The sequence below is a fragment of the Pseudomonas sp. LBUM1674 genome, assembly GCF_059695635.1.
The window spans coordinates 2,186,096-2,203,610 of sequence record NZ_CP166779.1 but is presented as its reverse complement, the minus strand read 5'-3'; the positions used below and the strand labels follow the sequence as shown (position 1 = coordinate 2,203,610).

Annotated in this window: 5 protein-coding genes and 2 pseudogenes; 5 read left to right on the top strand and 2 right to left on the bottom strand. The window is 59.7% G+C overall.

The window, feature by feature from the left end:
- Window positions 1–219 precede the first annotated feature (219 nt).
- From ACA067_RS10380 to ACA067_RS10370, 3 genes and pseudogenes are all read left to right on the top strand, one after another.
- Complete coding sequence (locus ACA067_RS10380) at window positions 220–8,868, top strand: GH36-type glycosyl hydrolase domain-containing protein (protein ID WP_497461658.1); 8,649 nt, start codon at window positions 220–222, stop codon at window positions 8,866–8,868.
- 76 nt (window positions 8,869–8,944) lie between these two features.
- A complete protein-coding gene (locus tag ACA067_RS10375; protein ID WP_497280397.1) occupies window positions 8,945–9,670 on the top strand; it encodes a Crp/Fnr family transcriptional regulator in 726 nt (241 codons plus the stop codon).
- Window positions 9,671–10,275: 605 nt separating this feature from the next.
- Window positions 10,276–11,101 (top strand): annotated as a pseudogene (locus ACA067_RS10370) (transposase); the annotation flags it as partial.
- A gap of 516 nt (window positions 11,102–11,617) precedes the next feature.
- On the opposite strand, the gene ACA067_RS10365 reads toward ACA067_RS10370, so the two are convergent.
- On the bottom strand, window positions 11,618–12,646 hold the full coding sequence (locus tag ACA067_RS10365) for an HAD family hydrolase (RefSeq protein WP_497461657.1): 1,029 nt from the start codon (window positions 12,644–12,646) through the stop codon (window positions 11,618–11,620).
- A 721-nt stretch (window positions 12,647–13,367) separates the two neighbouring features.
- On the opposite strand from ACA067_RS10365, the gene ACA067_RS10360 reads away from it, so the two are divergent.
- Window positions 13,368–14,123: a bestrophin-like domain gene (locus ACA067_RS10360; RefSeq protein ID WP_497461656.1), complete on the top strand. Its 756-nt coding sequence runs from the start codon at window positions 13,368–13,370 to the stop codon at window positions 14,121–14,123.
- A gap of 201 nt (window positions 14,124–14,324) precedes the next feature.
- On the opposite strand, the pseudogene ACA067_RS10355 reads toward ACA067_RS10360, so the two are convergent.
- Window positions 14,325–15,767: pseudogene (locus ACA067_RS10355) on the bottom strand (efflux RND transporter permease subunit); the annotation flags it as partial.
- A 118-nt stretch (window positions 15,768–15,885) separates the two neighbouring features.
- On the opposite strand from ACA067_RS10355, the gene ACA067_RS10350 reads away from it, so the two are divergent.
- Window positions 15,886–17,472, top strand: coding sequence for a class I adenylate-forming enzyme family protein (locus ACA067_RS10350; RefSeq protein ID WP_497461655.1), 1,587 nt, complete (start codon window positions 15,886–15,888; stop codon window positions 17,470–17,472).
- The last annotated feature ends 43 nt before the right edge of the window (window positions 17,473–17,515 follow it).

Below are 17,515 nucleotides of genomic sequence, written 5' to 3'. Positions count from 1 at the left end.
ATAAATCCCGCCCCGCGTCCGAGCAATGCCGCCTGCAATGTGCACCGCATCCAAGGAGCGCTGGCTATGTTCGCCAGCGAACAGACGAACAGCCCTCCAAGTCTCCACACTCAAGTTGAAAAGCTACGTCCACCAAGCGCTGCTCGGTGCTGGCGCAATGCGTTGGCGCACCTATAAAAATGCACGCAATTGTATGATGCGTTTCAGGCTCAGGACCTTATGAACAGCATATGGACACGCCTACAGAAGGTATTTTCTCGCTCGTCCGGTTTTTGGCGAACCCGTCTGTTTCCTCCACCCCGATTCAAATACGAGCCCATATTGCGCTCGGAGCTTTTCAGCGCCGATCAGATGGCCAGTCACGGCATCGCCCTGGCCGGGCAGCATCGCCTGACCACGCTGTCCGCACGGGACTCGATGCTGCACAGGCTCGATGACAACGAGGAGTTGCTCAAACGCAGCAGCACGGCGCTGGCCAACGCGCAAGTGTCCAGCCGACGAGTGACGCCGGCAGCGGAATGGCTGCTGGACAATTACTATCTGATCGAGGAAAACATTCGCACCGCCAGAACGCACCTGCCCAAAGGCTATAGCCGTGAGTTGCCACGCCTGATCAACGGTCCGTCGGCGGGGCTGCCTCGAGTCTATGACATCGCGCTGGAGACCATCTCCCATGGCGACGGTCGAGTCGATGAGGAAAGCCTGAGCCGCTTCATTTTTTCCTATCAGACAGTGATGCCGCTTGCGCTGGGCGAACTGTGGGCGATACCGATCATGCTGCGTCTGGCGTTGATCGAAAACCTGCGGCGAGTGGCCTCCAGGGTCATGGCCAACGCCGACGAGCGCAATCTGGCCGATGACTGGGCCGAACACCTGATCGAAACCTCGGAACGAGACATCAAAAGCGTGGTGCTGACCGTTGCCGACATGGCCCGCTCCGCACCGCCGATGACCGCCGCCTTTGTCGCCGAATTCACCCGCCGCCTGCAGGGCCAGAGCGCGGCGCTGGCCCTGGCGCTTAACTGGATGGAGCAGACGCTGAGTGAGACAGGCTCCAGCATCGAACGCCAGGTGCAGCTCGATGCGCAACAACAGGCAGCGGATCAGGTGTCGATTGGCAACAGCATCGGCAGTTTGCGCCTCCTGTCCGCCACGGACTGGCGCGAGTTTGTCGAGTCGATGAGTCATGTCGAGCAGATTCTCAATGAAGACCCGGCAGAAATTTACCGGGCGATGGATTTCAGTACCCGCGACAGCTACCGGCATGTCATAGAACGTCTTGCCCGAAGAAGCCCCCAGCACTCGGAAATCCAGGTCGCCCGCGCCGCGATCAATCTCGCCGCGGCCGGAACCGCCTCCGTCACCTGCGAACTGCTGGCGCGCCATGTCGGGTATTACCTGATCAGCGCAGGGCTGCCGACGCTGGAGCGACGACTTAATGCCAGGGTGCCGCTTCATGAGCGCTGGAAACGGTTGTTGCAGCAGTCGCCGCTGATGTTTTATCTGACGCCGGTGGCTGTTCTGACGCTCATCTTCGCCTGGCCTTTACTGGCCTCCGCGCAGCGCGACGGGATGCCCGATGCGGCGCTTCTGATGATGGCGATTCCCTGCCTGATCATGACCAGCCGACTGGCGATCAGCCTGATCAACTGGTTGGTGACGTTCAGCCTGTTGCCGACGACGCTGCCGAAAATGGATTTTGCCAACGGTATTCCCGATGGCGCGCGAAGCCTGGTGGTGATCCCGACGCTGATCGCCAGCCCGGCAGATGTCGACGAACTGGTGGAAGGTCTTGAAGTGCGGTTTCTCGCCAACCGCGACAGCAACCTGTATTTCGCGTTGCTCAGTGATTTTCTGGATGCGCCTGAAGAGTCTCAGCCGCAAGATACCGAGCTGCTCACACAAGCCTCCCGTGCAATCACCCTGCTCAACCGAAAATACGCGGACGGACTCAGCGACCGATTCTTTCTGCTGCATCGGCCGCGCCGCTGGAATGCGAGCGAACGCGTGTGGATGGGCCACGAGCGCAAACGCGGCAAGCTGATTGAACTCAACGCCCTGTTGCGTGGCCATGGAGAGGAACGTTTCAACGCCATCGTCGGCGACATCACGCCATTGCGCGGGGTGCGTTACGTGATCACGCTGGACACCGACACCCTGCTGCCGCGCGATGTCGCTCGCCAATGCGTGGCGGCCATGAGGCACCCGTTGAATCGTCCGTTGTTCGACAGTGACGGCGAGCAGATCATTTCCGGCTACGCGGTGTTGCAACCGCGAGTAGGCATCAGCCTGACCAGCGCCACGCGCTCGATCTACGCCCGGCTGTTTGGCAGTGATGCCGGCGTCGATCCCTACACCCGGACGGTATCGGACGTTTACCAGGACCTGTTCCAGCAAGGTTCCTTCATCGGCAAGGGCATCTACGACGTGGACGCGTTCACTTGCGCCCTGGAAGGTTGCTTGCCGGATAACCAGATTCTCAGCCACGACCTGATCGAAGGGTGTTATGCACGATCCGGCCTGCTCAGCGACGTGCAAGTCTACGAGCAATACCCTTCGCGCTACGGTGCCGATGTCAAACGACGGCATCGCTGGGTTCGTGGCGACTGGCAACTGCTGCCGTGGACATTGCCCTGGGCGCGCAACGCCGACGGCAAGTGGGTGCGCAACAGGCTGAGTGTCATGGCACGCTGGAAGATTCTGGACAATCTGCGACGCAGCCTGGAACCGCTGGCGCTGTTGCTGATGTTCGCATGGGGTTGGTTTGCCAGCAGTCAGCCAATGAACTGGACCCTGACTGTCATCGGGTTGATGGTGATTCAACCGTTGCTGCGATCGGTGACCGATCTGATGCAGCCCCCCGCTAATGTGCCCTATGGACAATACCTCAGGGCACTGCTGGGTGATCTGGCACAAGACCTCGCCCGGGCTGGTCTGACGCTCGCCTGGCTGCCCTTCGAGATGTTCTACAGCGCCGACGCCATCCTGCGCTCGCTCTGGCGAATCGGCTTCAGCAGACGCCGGCTGTTGCAATGGCAGCCCTCGCGCGAGGTGGAGCGCACCACCGAAAACCGGCTGTCCGGCCTCTATCGCCAAATGTGGATCGAGCCGGTATCGGCCCTGATCTCACTGGCCCTGCTGGTGAAGGATCCGCAGACGCTGGCCATCGCCAGTCCGCTGCTGCTGTCGTGGTTAGTGGGCCCCTGGATCGCTTGGTGGCTCAGTTCGGCACCCAAGCAGTCGGTGTTCGCTCCGTCGACGGATGATTTGCGCTTCCTGCGGTTGCTGGCGCGCAAAACCTGGGCGTTCTTCGATCAATACGTCGGGCCCGAGGATCACTGGCTGCCACCGGACAACGTGCAGGAAGACCCCAGGCCTGCCATTGCCCATCGCACCTCGCCGACCAATATGGGCATGTCGCTGCTCGCCCACCTGGCCGCTCACGATTTCGCTTACTTGAGCACCGAACGACTGCTGTCCCGGCTTGCTGCGTCGCTGGACAGCATGGACGGCCTGGAGCGTTATCGGCAACATTTCTATAACTGGTACGACACGCAGACCCTCGAGCCGCTGCGTCCGCATTACGTCTCCACCGTCGACAGCGGCAACCTGGCGGGCCTGCTGTCGACCTTGAGCACCGGCATTGCGCAGCTGGCAGACGCCCCGATGTTCGGCCCTGCCGTGATCAAGGGCCTGCGCGATACCCTGGACATCCTTGCAGATTCCCAACGCGCCTCGGGGGCGGATGAATACGCCCTGCCACTGAGAAAAGGCCTTGAACCGGTCTCGCAAATTGCGACCCCTGAGGCGCTGACAGACCTGCTGCACACGGCTCGCATCATGGTCACCAGCCAGCCAGCGGACACCGACGAGGAAAGCCTCTACTGGCGAGAAGCGTTTACCCGTCAATGCATCGACTGGACAGAAGAACTGCAGCGTTATCGCCTCCCTGCCCCCTCGGTTACGATTGAATCGCCTCGCACCTTGCGTCAACTGGCCGGCCTGAACCCCGCCGACTGGGCCGCCGAGCATCACCCTGAAATCGAGCGGGTCCGCAGTGACGCCGCGCAGCGTCTGGAAACCCTGAAGCGTCTGGCGTTATTGGCCACGTCGCTGGCGCAGATGGATTTCTCGTTGCTTTACGACAACCAGCGTGACCTGTTTGTCATCGGTTACAACGCCGAGGAGCGCAGGCTCGACACCGGTTACTACGACCTGCTGGCGTCCGAGGTGCGGCTGACCAATTACGTGGCCATCGCTCAGGGACAAATCCCCCAACGCGCCTGGTTCACCCTGGGAAGGCTGCTGAGTGAAAACGCGGGCGTACCGACGTTGCTGTCCTGGTCGGGCTCGATGTTCGAATACCTGATGCCCATGCTGGTGATGCCCAACTTCGAGGGCAGCCTGCTGGACCAGACTTGCCGCGCCGCCGTGTCAGTGCAGATCGAACAGGGCAACAGACTGGGCATTCCGTGGGGCGTTTCGGAGTCGGGTTACTCCACCGTCGACGCGCACTTCCATTATCAATACCGCGCCTTCGGCGTTCAGGCCCTGGGGCTCCAGCGCGGGCTGAGCAATGACGTCGTGATAGCGCCCTACGCGAGCGCCCTGGCGTTGATGGTCGATGCCGATGCGGCCTGCAAGAACCTGCAACGCCTCGCCCTGCAAGGCTCCGCCGGACGTTTCGGTCTGTATGAAGCCGTGGATTACACCGAGGCCCGCTTACCGCGCGGCCAACACTTCGTCGTGGTCCGGTCGTTCATGGCTCACCACCAGGGCATGAGCTTGCTGGCCTTGACCAGCCGACTGCTCGATCAACCCATGCAACAGCGATTCGAGGCCGACCCGGCGCTGCGATCAGCCCTGCTGCTGCTACAGGAGCGGGTGCCGAAATCCGCCGCGCCGTACCTGCAAACCGCACAGTCGCCGGTACTCGGCGATGTCGGCCAAGGCCAGGATACGGGGCTTCGGGTGTTCTCCGATCCAGGACGCAAGCGTCCGGCCGTGCAGTTGCTTTCCAACGGTCGCTACCACGTCATGCTGACCAGCGGCGGCGGTGGTTACAGCCGCCGCAATGAAATGGCGATCACCCGTTGGCAGGAGGACACCTCACAGGACAATTGGGGGATGTTCTGCTACCTGCGCGATGTTCAGAGCAACACGGTCTGGTCGGCTGCGCATCAACCGACTATGCATCAACCCGAGAGCCACGAGGCGATCTTCTGCGATTCCCGTGCAGAGTTCCGTGCGCGCAACCTGGATTTCGACACGCACCTGGAGATTGTTGTCTCCCCTGAAGACGACATCGAACTGCGCCGCCTGCATGTCACCAACCTAGCGTCATCGGCCAAGACACTGGAGATCACCACCTACGCCGAAGTCGTGCTGACAACCCCGGTCAACGACGCGATGCACCCGGCGTTCAGCAAGCTGTTCGTGCAGACCGAATTACTGCCTGCGCTTCAGGCCATTATCTGTAGCCGCCGCCCCCGGGCCAGCGATGAACCGACGCCGTGGATGTGCCATTTGCTGGCGGCACACGGGGTGGACATCGATGCGATCTCGTACGAAACCGATCGCGCCCGGTTCATCGGCCGAGGACGCAGCCTTGTGTCACCTGCCGCCCTTGATGCCGATTGCCAGCGCTTGTCAGGCAGTGCAGGCCCGGTGCTCGATCCGGTGATCGCGATTCGCTGCAGGATTACCCTGCAACCTGGCCAACAGGCCACCATCGACCTGGTCACCGGTGTCGCCGACAGCCGTGATGACTGCCTTTACCTCATCAACAAATACCGTGACCGCCACCTCGCCGACCGCGTGTTCGACCTGTCCTGGACCCATAGCCAGGTGCTTCTGCGTCAGCTCAACGCCTCGTTGTCCGATGCCCGTCTGTTCGAGCAGATGGCCTCGTCGTTGCTTTACGCGAACGCCTCGATGCGCGCCAACCATGCGGTGCTGATTGCCAATCGCCGCAATCAGCCGGGGCTCTGGGGTCAGGCCATCTCCGGCGACCTGCCCATCGTGTTGCTGCAAATCCAGAGCCTGGACAACATCGCCCTGGTGCAGCAATTGATTCAGGCCCACGCCTACTGGCGGCAAAAAGGGTTGGTGGTCGATTTGCTGATCTGGAACGAAGATCAGGCGGGTTATCGCCAGCAACTGCAAGACGCGATCCTGGGCCTTATCACCTCAGGCAGTGAAGCCACTTTGCTGGATCGCCCGGGCGGGATTTTTGTGCGCCCCGCGCAGCAGATGTCGAATGAAGATCGCGTGCTGTTCCTCTCGGTTGCCAGGCTGGTGCTGAGCGAAGATCTGGGCAGCCTTGCCGAACAGATTCATCGCCGCAAAGTATCACCGGCGCACGCGCCGTTTGTGGCGACCCGGCATTTCCAGGCTCGGCCGGCATCGGTACGACCGAACCGTCCCTTCCTGCTGCTGAGCAACGAATATGGCGGCTTCAGCGCCGATGGCGGTGAGTACATCATCACCGGGCTCGCGCCCGATCCGACACCCGCGCCCTGGGTCAACGTGATCGCCAATGCACATCTCGGCACGGTGGTCTCGGAAGCCGGCAGTGCCTATACCTGGGCCGAAAACGCCCACGAATTTCGCCTGACACCCTGGCACAACGACCCGGTCACCGATCGCAGTGGTGAAGCCATTTACCTGCGTGATGAAGAGACCGGGCACTTCTGGTCCGCAGCGCCTCAACCCTGCTCCGGACAAGGCCCGTACCAGACCCGTCACGGTTTCGGTTACAGCGTGTTCGAACATGAAGAAGACGGCATTTACAGCGAGCTGTGGATCTACGTGGCGCTGGATGCGCCGATCAAATTCTCGCGGCTAGTGTTGAGCAACCGCTCGGGACGCCGCCGGTCATTGTCGGTCACAGGCTATGTGGAATGGGTGCTGGGCGATCTGCGCAGCAAATCGGCGATGCATGTGGTCACCCAATCGGATCCCGCCAGCGGGGCCTTCTTCGCCCGCAACGCCTACTCGGTGGAGTTTTCCGAGCGGGTGGCGTTCTTTGACACCGACACGATCGATCACGGTGTCAGCGGGGACCGTACTGAATTCATTGGCCGCAATGGCACCCTCGCCTCACCGGCAGCGATGCAGCACGCCGGTCTGTCCGGGCGCATGGGCGGTGGTCTGGACCCTTGTGCCGCCCTGCAAGTGTCGATCGAACTCGGCGAGGGCGATACCCGGGAAGTCATTCTGCGTCTGGGGGCAGCGTCTTCCAGTAACGCCGCCACCCAGTTGGTGCAGCGTTATCGGGGAAGCCTGGTGGCCGCCGAGGAATTGCATAAAGTACGGGAACACTGGCGCTCATTGCTCGGGGCGATTCGTATTGAAACGGGCGCGCCTGAGGTCGACGTCATGGTCAACGGCTGGTTGATGTATCAGGTCATCGCGTGCCGTTTCCAGGCCCGAAGCGGCTACTACCAGTCAGGTGGCGCCATCGGTTTTCGCGATCAGCTGCAGGACAGCATGGCGATGATCCATGCCGATCCGGCAGCCGTACGCGCGCATCTGTTGCTGTGCGCCGGCCATCAGTATGTGGAAGGCGACGTGCAACACTGGTGGCACCCGCCGATGAATCGAGGGGTCCGCACCGCCTGTTCCGATGACTTTTTGTGGCTGGTGGCCGCCACCAACCGCTATGTCGAAATGACCGCAGACGTGGGTGTACTGGAAGAGACCGTGGGATACCTGGAAGGACGCCAACTGGTGGCCGGCGAAGAGTCCTACTATGACCTGCCCGGCGTATCGCCCCTGCGAGAGTCCCTGTATCAACACTGCGTGCGTGCCATCGAACACAGCCTGCGCCGCGGTCATCACGGGTTGCCGCTGATGGGCTCCGGTGACTGGAACGACGGCATGAATCGCGTCGGCCACCTGGGTGCAGGTGAAAGTGTCTGGCTGGGCTTCTTCAGCTATCAGGTGCTGGAGCAATTTGCGGTGACCGCTCGCCTGCACGGTAATCACGCATTTGCCAAACGCTGCAGCGACAGCGCGGTGACACTGCAACGCAACCTCGATCAAACGGCCTGGGACGGCGCCTGGTATCGCCGAGCCTGGTTCGATGACGGACAAATGCTCGGCTCGGCGAGCAATGAAGAATGCCGTATCGACTCCATTGCTCAAAGCTGGTCAGTGCTGTCAGAGGCCGGCTCTGCTGTCCGCCAGATCAAGGCGATGCAGTCATTGGATGAGCATCTGATCAAACATGACATCCGCGCCGTGTTGCTGCTGGATCCCCCGTTTGACAAGGGCACCCTGGATCCCGGCTACATCAAGGGTTACGTGCCAGGCGTGCGCGAGAACGGAGGTCAGTACACCCATGCTGCCGTTTGGGCGGGCATGGCGTTTGCGCAGTTGGGTGAAGCCGGCAAAGCCTGGGAACTGCTGAATCTGATCAACCCCGCCGCGCCTGCCAACAACGCTCAAATCGAGACCTATAAGGTCGAGCCCTATGTCATGGCCGCGGATGTCTACGGCACCGCGCCCCATGCCGGTCGAGGTGGCTGGACCTGGTACACCGGTTCTGCGGGCTGGATGTACCGACTGATTGTCGAGTCGTTGCTGGGCGTACAACGCAGCGGCCGCACGCTCAGAATCGAACCGCTGATACCCGTCGACTGGCCGGGCTTCATCTTGCACTACCGCTTCGGCAAAACCCTCTACCACTTTGATGTGCGTCAGGGCAGTTCGACCTTTACCTCCATGACCCTCGATGGCCAGCCATTGAGGGACGCTGCGCTGACACTGGATGACGGCGGTCTGGAGCATTGGGTCCGGGTAGATTGTCGCGCCCGGTCACCCAAGCCTCAGGCGCTGGAATTCGAGCATGCCGCGGATGAATAGACATTGATCACCAGCCATGGCGTGCATGGGAGTACCCTGAGTGGGCACGCCCCTGTTCCGCCACGGATGCTCTGCCATGCATGCCTCCCCCGATCCGAGCCACAATCATTTACTGGCGGCGCTCCCGGCCGTCGACCTCCAGCGTCTTGTTCCGCACCTGGAGCAGGTCAGTCTGGCGCTGGGCGATGTGCTGCATGAACCGGGGGACACCTTGCGGCACGTTTACTTCCCGACCGACGCTATCGTCTCCCTGCTGCATGTTACGGAAAACGGCTCGTCAGCAGAAATCGCCGTGGTCGGAAACGAGGGTTTGATCGGCATTGCGCTGTTCATGGGCGGCGAAAGCACCTCCAGTCGGGCGGTGGTGCAAAGTGCCGGTGGTGCATTTCGCCTGCCTGGGCAAAAACTCAAGAAAGAGTTCAACCGACATGGCGATCTGCTCCTGCTGATGCTGCGTTACACCCAGGCGCTGATCACGCAGATGTCACAGACCGCCTTGTGCAATCGCCACCATTCGATCGATCAGCAATTGTGTCGATGGCTGTTGTTGTCGCTGGATCGCCTGCACGGCAATCGCCTGAACATGACCCAGGAGCTGATCGCCAACATGCTGGGCGTGCGCCGCGAAGGCGTCACGGAAGCGGCAGGCAAACTGCAGCGTCAAGGCGTCATCGAGTACAGTCGGGGCCAGATCACGGTTCTGGATAGAGCGCGCCTTGAACGGCTCAGCTGCGAGTGCTACCTGGTGGTCAAGACCGAAACCGATCGGCTGTTGCATTACACCCGTCGTCAGGACGAGTGATGCTTTCGAATGGATTGCCGGCGGCAATACCGGTTTCCCCTTAAACCTGTCAGCGAGCGGATTGCTCCCGCTAACCGCGCATAAGACTAGGGTGAAGGAGCAGTCCCATAAATGAGCCGGAGTTCATCGCAGGTCTTATGACGCAAGCATCACCACACGTTTCAAGGATGAAACCGATACGAAGGCAGCCAGCTCATTGAAATCGGTACCGCGCGTTACGGGGCGTACGAAGGCGATGCTCATTGCGAGTTTTCGCCGTTGCTGTTCGCGACCGCTGACAACGAAGGGGGGTCGCCACTGCGCTGTTACAACATTTGATGGACACCGCCACTCGCCAGGCTTCAGCAAAATCTCGTCAATGGATTCGTCAGGTAACGAGGCGATGCACGACTTGGCAATGAATAGGGGATTTACCAGCAGAATCGATGATCAGCATGGGCCGCAGATTTTTCATGAATATGTTTTAGCGCCCTAGTTTTAAAAGGACAGCCGGGTGACCTGTTCGCGTTGATGCTTGGGCAGCATTTGAGCGCGCAAAGAAGTGTTCTGCGTCAACAGCAAACGCCGGGTTATGCAGGTTCGATTGCTGCCCGTCGCGACAGGCAGTGCTGCGTCGCTGCATGGACGCAGGTCTGGTCAAGGGCGAAGGCTTTGCCGTGGACGCCAGCATCATCAAAGCGGATGCGAGTCGGCAGCGCGGCGTACCGGGTGATGAACCGGTCAACTGGAGCGATCCGTCCCTGAGCACCCGCGCCGTGCGTGAGTACCTTGAGGCACTCGATTAGGAGGCCCTGGCCGAAACGCTACCGAAGCGCCTATCGCTGACTGATCCTCAAGCCCGCTGGACCGCTGTTCCGGGAGGCCCAGCGTTCTTCGCCTATTCCACGAACTATCTGATCGATACCGAGCACGGCGTCATCGTGGATGTGGACCCCATACCGGCTCATCGCACGGCCGAGGTCGAGAGTACCAAGACCATGATTGACCGTGTCGAAGCGCAGTTCGACATCAAGCCGGAACGCCTGATTGGCGACACGGCTTACGGCACCGCGCCGATGCTGGCCTGGATGGTGGAGGAAAAAGACATCGAGCCGCATGTGCCGGTGTGGGACAAATCCGAGCGCAAGAACGACAGTTTCTCGAGCAACGATTTCCACTGGAATGAAGAGACTGAGGAATACCGCTGCCCGGCCGGCAACGCATTGCGCAGCGAATGGCGAGCCTTCAACGACGGCGCAGTACGTGCGCTCTCGCCACGAACGTAAAAAGGTCGAAATGTTGTTTGCCCACCTCAAGCGCATCCTGAAATTGGATCGCTTGCGACTACGTGGCATGAGTGGCGCGACTGATGAATTCACTCTGGCCGCTGCGGTACAGAACCTGCGACGGCTGGCCAAATTTACATCTCAAGGGCCACCAGTCACGGGATAGGTGCGTCTGCACTAAGCAAAAAAACCTCAAACCAACCCAATAACAGAGCAGCAAAGGTCAACAAAGAGCCGAGAAACCACTCAACGTAGTGAGTAGGCTCTCCAGTGGTTGGCATGCCTGAGTTCAGGCGAGCTGAAATTCCGACTTTTTCAACAGAATCGGCCAATAGCAGTCCTTCGGATTACAGTCACTGCTGAAAATGAACGGCTTTGCTCGAACGAAAGACCAAGCAGTTCGCCGCCACGAGCACCCATGCAGCAACACCGCCATACAGCATCACCAGCCAAACCCATGCGCCAAAGCTGCGTTGGCGTAATCGACCGGAATCGTAGTCCCCTGGCCAGTCTGGGGCGAATATAGAAAACGGAAATTTTTATACACTAAGCACTTTGTCTGTCAGGTTGAGGTCGTAGAGGTGGACGCCGTAGCGTCAGAAAATGCAGAAATAGACCCTACTCTGACGGGGCGAGTAATCGTCCTGACACCGGGGGAACCCGACAGGATAAATTGCCTTGTTTACTTCACTTGGTCGGTAGTTGTGGCATCGAATGGATAGATCCGGCGCCATTCGGCCGCCATGTCCACAACAGTCCAGCCACGGCTGTTTGCTTCGTCCAGCGCTTTATCCAGACGACCGATGTCGGAGTTGCGGTCATAGGCCCACTCGCGTTTGGCGTCGGTGTGGTGCACCAGCCCCATGAATCGTTTACCCGGCCCTGCTGCAGTCCATTGCAACATTTGCAGGTCGCCATCGGAATTGCCGAACGCGAAGATCGGTCGCCTGCCGATGACCGCGTCGATGCTTTCCGGTTTGCCCGGGCCGTCATCGTTATGGGCTAGTTTCGGGCTGCGCACGATGGAAGCTTTGCCATCCTTGTACTGGAATGCTGTGACAAACGTGGTGCCGATCACTTGTTCCGGCGGGATGCCGTAGACCTTCTCGGCGAAGGCACGCATGAACGCGGTATCGCCTCCTGAGACGATGTAGGTCTTGAAGTCCTGGCTGCGCAGGTAGTCGAGCACTTCCAGCATTGGCTGGAAGATCATTTCGGTGTAAGGCTTACCGGTCTTCGGATGCTTGGCCTGGCTCAGCCAGGTTTTTGCGTAGTCGTCGAAGGCTTCGGTGGTCATGCCGGTGTGGGTAGCGCCGAAGATTTTCATGAAGCCCTCCATGCCCGAAGCGGCCAGAGCTTTGTGATCGTTCTCCAGAACGGCCTGGAACGGCTGGGTGGTTTTCCATTCCGGGTGTTGCGGCGCCGTGCGCTTGACCTCTTCGAGAGCAAACAAAAACTCGAAGTACATCGGCTGCTCGCTCCACAAGGTGCCGTCATTATCGAACACCGCGACGCGGTCCTCGGGTTTGACGAAGTCCTTGCTGCTTTGATCTGTGACAGCCTGGACGAACTCGATGATATTCTTTTTCGCCGAACCGTCGTTCCACGAGGGTAATGGCTCGGCGGCCAAGGCAAACAGCGGCAGGCAAAGGACGAGAGCCAACAGAAACTTCAGCCCTCGGCGTTGGTGGAGTGCTATCGGATATGTCATAGGACTTCCTTCTTGTGTGCAAAATTCAGGACATGATCTGGAGGTTGAGAGTCAATCTTTGCGTTCAGAATCGATGCTGCATTCAGTCAGGTATTGGGATCTAAAAGGGAGTAGATCATCCGAGAAATCACAGACTTGATCAGTAGGACGACTACGTCGCTCACCAGAAGAAATTCGCCGAACTATTTCTAGCATTGGTGCGTTGATCGACGTTTGATGACCGGTCGCAGCACCAATAATGGAGCGAGCATAGGAGGGGGTGATACGGCTTTTAAGCAAATCAGGCCACATACGACTTAGCTTTTCTTTTTTCCGCCAACGATGTCCCCCCGCAATAAGAGGCACAGCGTGTATCACTCCATGCCCCTTTAGAAACAAAATCACTGAGCCGATGTCGAGCCCAGTATCGGCGCGGACATCAACGCAGCAACGTGGATCAGGCGAGACGAACAAGAAAACTTTAGCTCACCTGCTCAGCCTGTCTCATCCCCTTCATCAGATTTCCAAATCTTCGTCACGACACAATCGACCAGGAAGCGGACATGGAAGGTTTGTCGCTGAAATCGCACTACACTCCACCAGAGCAGCAAAAGATTTGAGCGCGCCGCTCGCCGCAGTTCGAACTAGCTGCTTGCCATGGCGGGTGCGTTACTCGCATCCGGCGCGAGCGTTCCCGACGACGGCAGGAATGCCAAGGTGATGCGATGCGTAGTTTTCTCTCATGAACCATTTCGCTGTCGGACTGATCGCCTTCGTCGCTATCTTCGGTGGCGCTCTTATTGGCATCTTTGCTGCGCGGGCTCTGCCCGAGCATCACCTCAGCAATGAGTCGCGCAATGCGATTTCCGTTTCGGCGGCGATTGTCGGCACGCTTTCGGCCTTGGTGATCGGCCTGATGATCTCGACGGCGAACAGTTCGTTCTCGACACGGTCGAATGAAGTATCCAGGATCGCCGTCGACATCGTCCGCATCAACCGCGTGATGCAGCGTTACGGGCCAGAGGCGGAGGATGCCCGCGTTAAGCTGCGCAACTACGCGAGGGTGAAAATGCAGGAGTTGTTCCCAGCGGCAGGGGAACCATCACAGTCAACCGAAGCGACTGTCCGGATGATGGAGGCGACACAAGAATCGATTCTATTGCTTGTGCCGACTGATCCGAGACAGCGCTGGCTGCGCTCGCAGGCACTCACGCTTTCGGACGATGTGTTACAGGCGCGCTGGCTGCTAGCGGAACAGCGTGCCAGCAACATTCCGATTCCGTTCCTGATCCTGCTGATCTTTTGGCTTAGCCTTGTTTTTGCCAGCTTCGGCTTGTTCGCACCTCGCCATGCCACGACTATCGCCGTGTTCTGCCTCTGTTCGGTTGCGGTTTCGGGAGGCATCATAATGATTCTGGAGCTGGACTCGCCCTCCTCCGGCCTCGTCCATGTCTCCGGCGAGCCGATGCGCCAAGCGCTGTCCGAGATCATTCGTTGATCAATTAGTCGAGGATGGGGGCGGTCAACACATCAAATTCGCCTAACCGAAGACATCGTTATGCTCGGAACCAAGACACGCGGGTATCTCCTTTTGGCGGGCACTGCATGGCCGGAGCGGGTCAATTGCGGATTGTCACGACTGACCGCTTTGGGTTTGCTGCCCTTCGCTACAGGCAGCAAATCGTCAAAAAGCACACATTCAGCCTCGAAGGCAACGATTTATCTGACCGTCTTTTAAAAGGAAATGAGACAGCGCCGGGATCAGCACCAACGCCCCGACCATGTTCCAGATAAACATGAACGTCAGCAGGATGCCCATGTCGGCCTGGAACTTGATCGGCGACCAGGCCCAGGTAATCACGCCAGCGGCCAGGGTGATGCCGACCAATGCCACGACTTTGCCGGTAAACGCCACGGCGTTGCGATAGGCCTCGGTCAAAGACAACCCGGCACGTTGCTGCGCCAATTGCACGCTCAGCAGGTACAGCGCGTAATCCACGCCAATCCCCACACCGAGGGCGATCACCGGCAACGTGGCGACTTTCACCCCCATACCCAGCCAGACCATCAACGCTTCGCAAAGAATCGAGGTCAGCACCAACGGCACTACCGCCACGACCACTGCACGCCAACTGCGAAAAGTGATGAAACACAGCACGATCACGGCGCCGTACACGTACAACAACATAGTCCGATTGGCATCCCGCACAACGATGTTGGTCGCCGCTTCGATCCCGGCACTGCCGGCGGCGAGCATGAACTGGCGTTCGCCGTTGCTATGTTCGCGGGCAAAGGTTTCGGCCACTTGCACCACGCGGTCGAGGGTTTCGGCCTTGTGATCGGACAGGTACGCCACAATCGGCATCATCGAACAATCGTTGTTGAACAGATCGGGACTGCTGACCGAAGCCTGCTGCGCACCGTAATTCAGCACGTTCTGGTTGCGCGCGATGGTCAGCCACTTCGGGTTGCCTTCGTAGGAGCCGGCAGTGATCTGCCGCACTGCATTGACCAGCGACACCGTGGTTTGCACGCCGGGTTGCTGCTGCAATAGCCAGCCCAGGCGATCGGCTTCCACCAGGGTTTCGTATTTCAGGCAGCCTTCGCTGGGGGTCTTGAGCATGATCGCGAACTGGTCGCTGGACAGCGAATAATTGGCGGTGATGTAGGCGTTATCGCGGTTATAACGCGAGTCGGAGCGCAGTTCCGGAGCACCGGGATCGAGGTCGCCGATCTTCAGATGATGGCTGACAACAACCCCACCCACCGCCAACAGGCCCGCCACCGTTACAGCGATTGTCGCCCAACGACGCTCGGTGAACTTGTCCAGGAAACTCCAGAGCGCGCCCATGCCTTTGCCGCGCAGCTCTTGATTCTCTGCACGCAGGCTACGCTCGGCCGCTTTGCGACTCACCCCCCAATAAGACAGCAACACCGGCAGCAGCACCAGGTTGGTAAAAATCAGCACCGCGACGCCGATGCTGGCGGTGATCGCCAGGTCCTGGATCACCGGAATGTCGATCAGCATCAACACCGCAAAACCCACGGCATCCGCCAGCAGTGCGGTGAGGCCGGCGAGGAACAGACGGCGGAAGGTGTAGCGCGCCGCGACCAGTTGATGAGTGCCACGTGCCCATTGCTGCGCCTTCCTGATCGAGAACGCCTACATCAACGGCGAAACCATCCGCCTCGATGCCGCGTCGCGTATGCGCGCCCGGTAATCCGCATTGCGATCTTCTTGAGCCATTAGAGCATCCACCATGAAAATGAATTTTTGCCGGGTCATGCGCTTGCTCGCGCTGCGTCATCGCGACCAGGAGGCGATCGTCAACGTCGAGCGCAATCGGCGTTTCACCTACGAGCAATACCACCTGCTGACCAACCGTATCGCCGACGTCCTGCGCACCACGCTGCAAGTACGCACGGGCGAACGTTTCATGCTGATCCTGGAAAACGACAACCTGAGCCTGATGATGTTTCCCAGCACCTTCAAGCAGGAAGGCACGGTGGTCATGACCAACCTGCGCGACCCGCTCGACGAGCACGCACGGCAAATCGACCTGGTCAAACCCCGGCTGGTGTTTCTCGAAACCCGCCTGCTGGACAGCTACTACGGCATGCTGCGCAGTCGCGGTTGCGACATCGTGGTGATGGACCCGCCCACTGCCGAGCAAGCCGCCCTCCCCGGCGTGCACAGTTTCTGGCCGTTGGTGGAGGCCGCGTCCGATCTCGACAACGACGTGACCCTCGATACCGACCAACACATCTGCATGTTGCGCTTCACCGGTGGCACCACCGGCAAGGGCAAGTGCGCGATGTACTCCATCGACAACTGGATGGCCTGTCGCGATGCGGCGTTCATCAACACCGATCTGGGGCTGTCCAGCGCCACCCGACTGCTGCATGTATCGCCGTTGTCCCACGGCACGATTATGCTGTTCTTCCCCACGGTCTACGGCGGTGGCACCAACATCACCCTGAACCAGCTGGACATGGAAAGCTGGCGGCAGATCGTCGAAAGCGAGCGTGTCACCCATTCGTTCCTGGTGCCAACTGTGCTGTACCGCTTGCTGGAATTGCAGCGCGCTGACCCGAAGGATTTCTCGTCCCTGACCACGCTGATCTACGGCGCCGCGCCCATGAGCCCGGACAAGCTCGGCGAACTGGTCGCGTGTTTCGGGCAGATTTTCGTCCAGGGCTACGCCGCCACCGAAGCGCCGATGATCATCGCATCGCTGGACAAGGCTGCTCACCAACCCGGCGATACCGCTGCGTTGCAGCATTTGTCATCGGCCGGCCGCCCTACCCCCGGTGTCGAAGTGTTCATCGCCGACCCCGACGGTAACCCGCTCGCCGTTGGCGAAACCGGTGAAATCCGAATTCGCTGCAAAGCGATCATCAAGGGTTACTACGAGAACCCGGAAGCGACGGCGGCGGAATTCGCCGACGGCGCGTGGAAGTCCGGCGATCTGGGGTACATCGACGGCGATGGCTACCTATACATCGTTGACCGGCTCAAGGACATGATCATCAGCGGCGGTTTCAATGTCTATGCAGTGGAAGTCGAGGCCGCGCTGGCGGCGCACCCGTCGGTGCTGATGGCAGCAGTGGTCGGCATTCCGCACCCGGAATGGGGCGAAGCGGTGCACGCCGAGGTGGTCCTGCGTCAGGGTGAAACGGTAACTTCAGAAGAGTTGATTGCCCAGACGCGCACTCGACTGGGCGGCTACAAGGCGCCGAAGTCGCTGGTGTTTGTCGATGAAATGCCGACGTCGGTGGTCGGCAAAGTGTTGCGCCGGCAAGTGCGGGAAAAATATTGGCAGGGTTCGTTGCGCAAGATCAGCTAAGGTTCGGCACAGCGTCTGCTCGCTGGAGCAGACGCTGACCCGC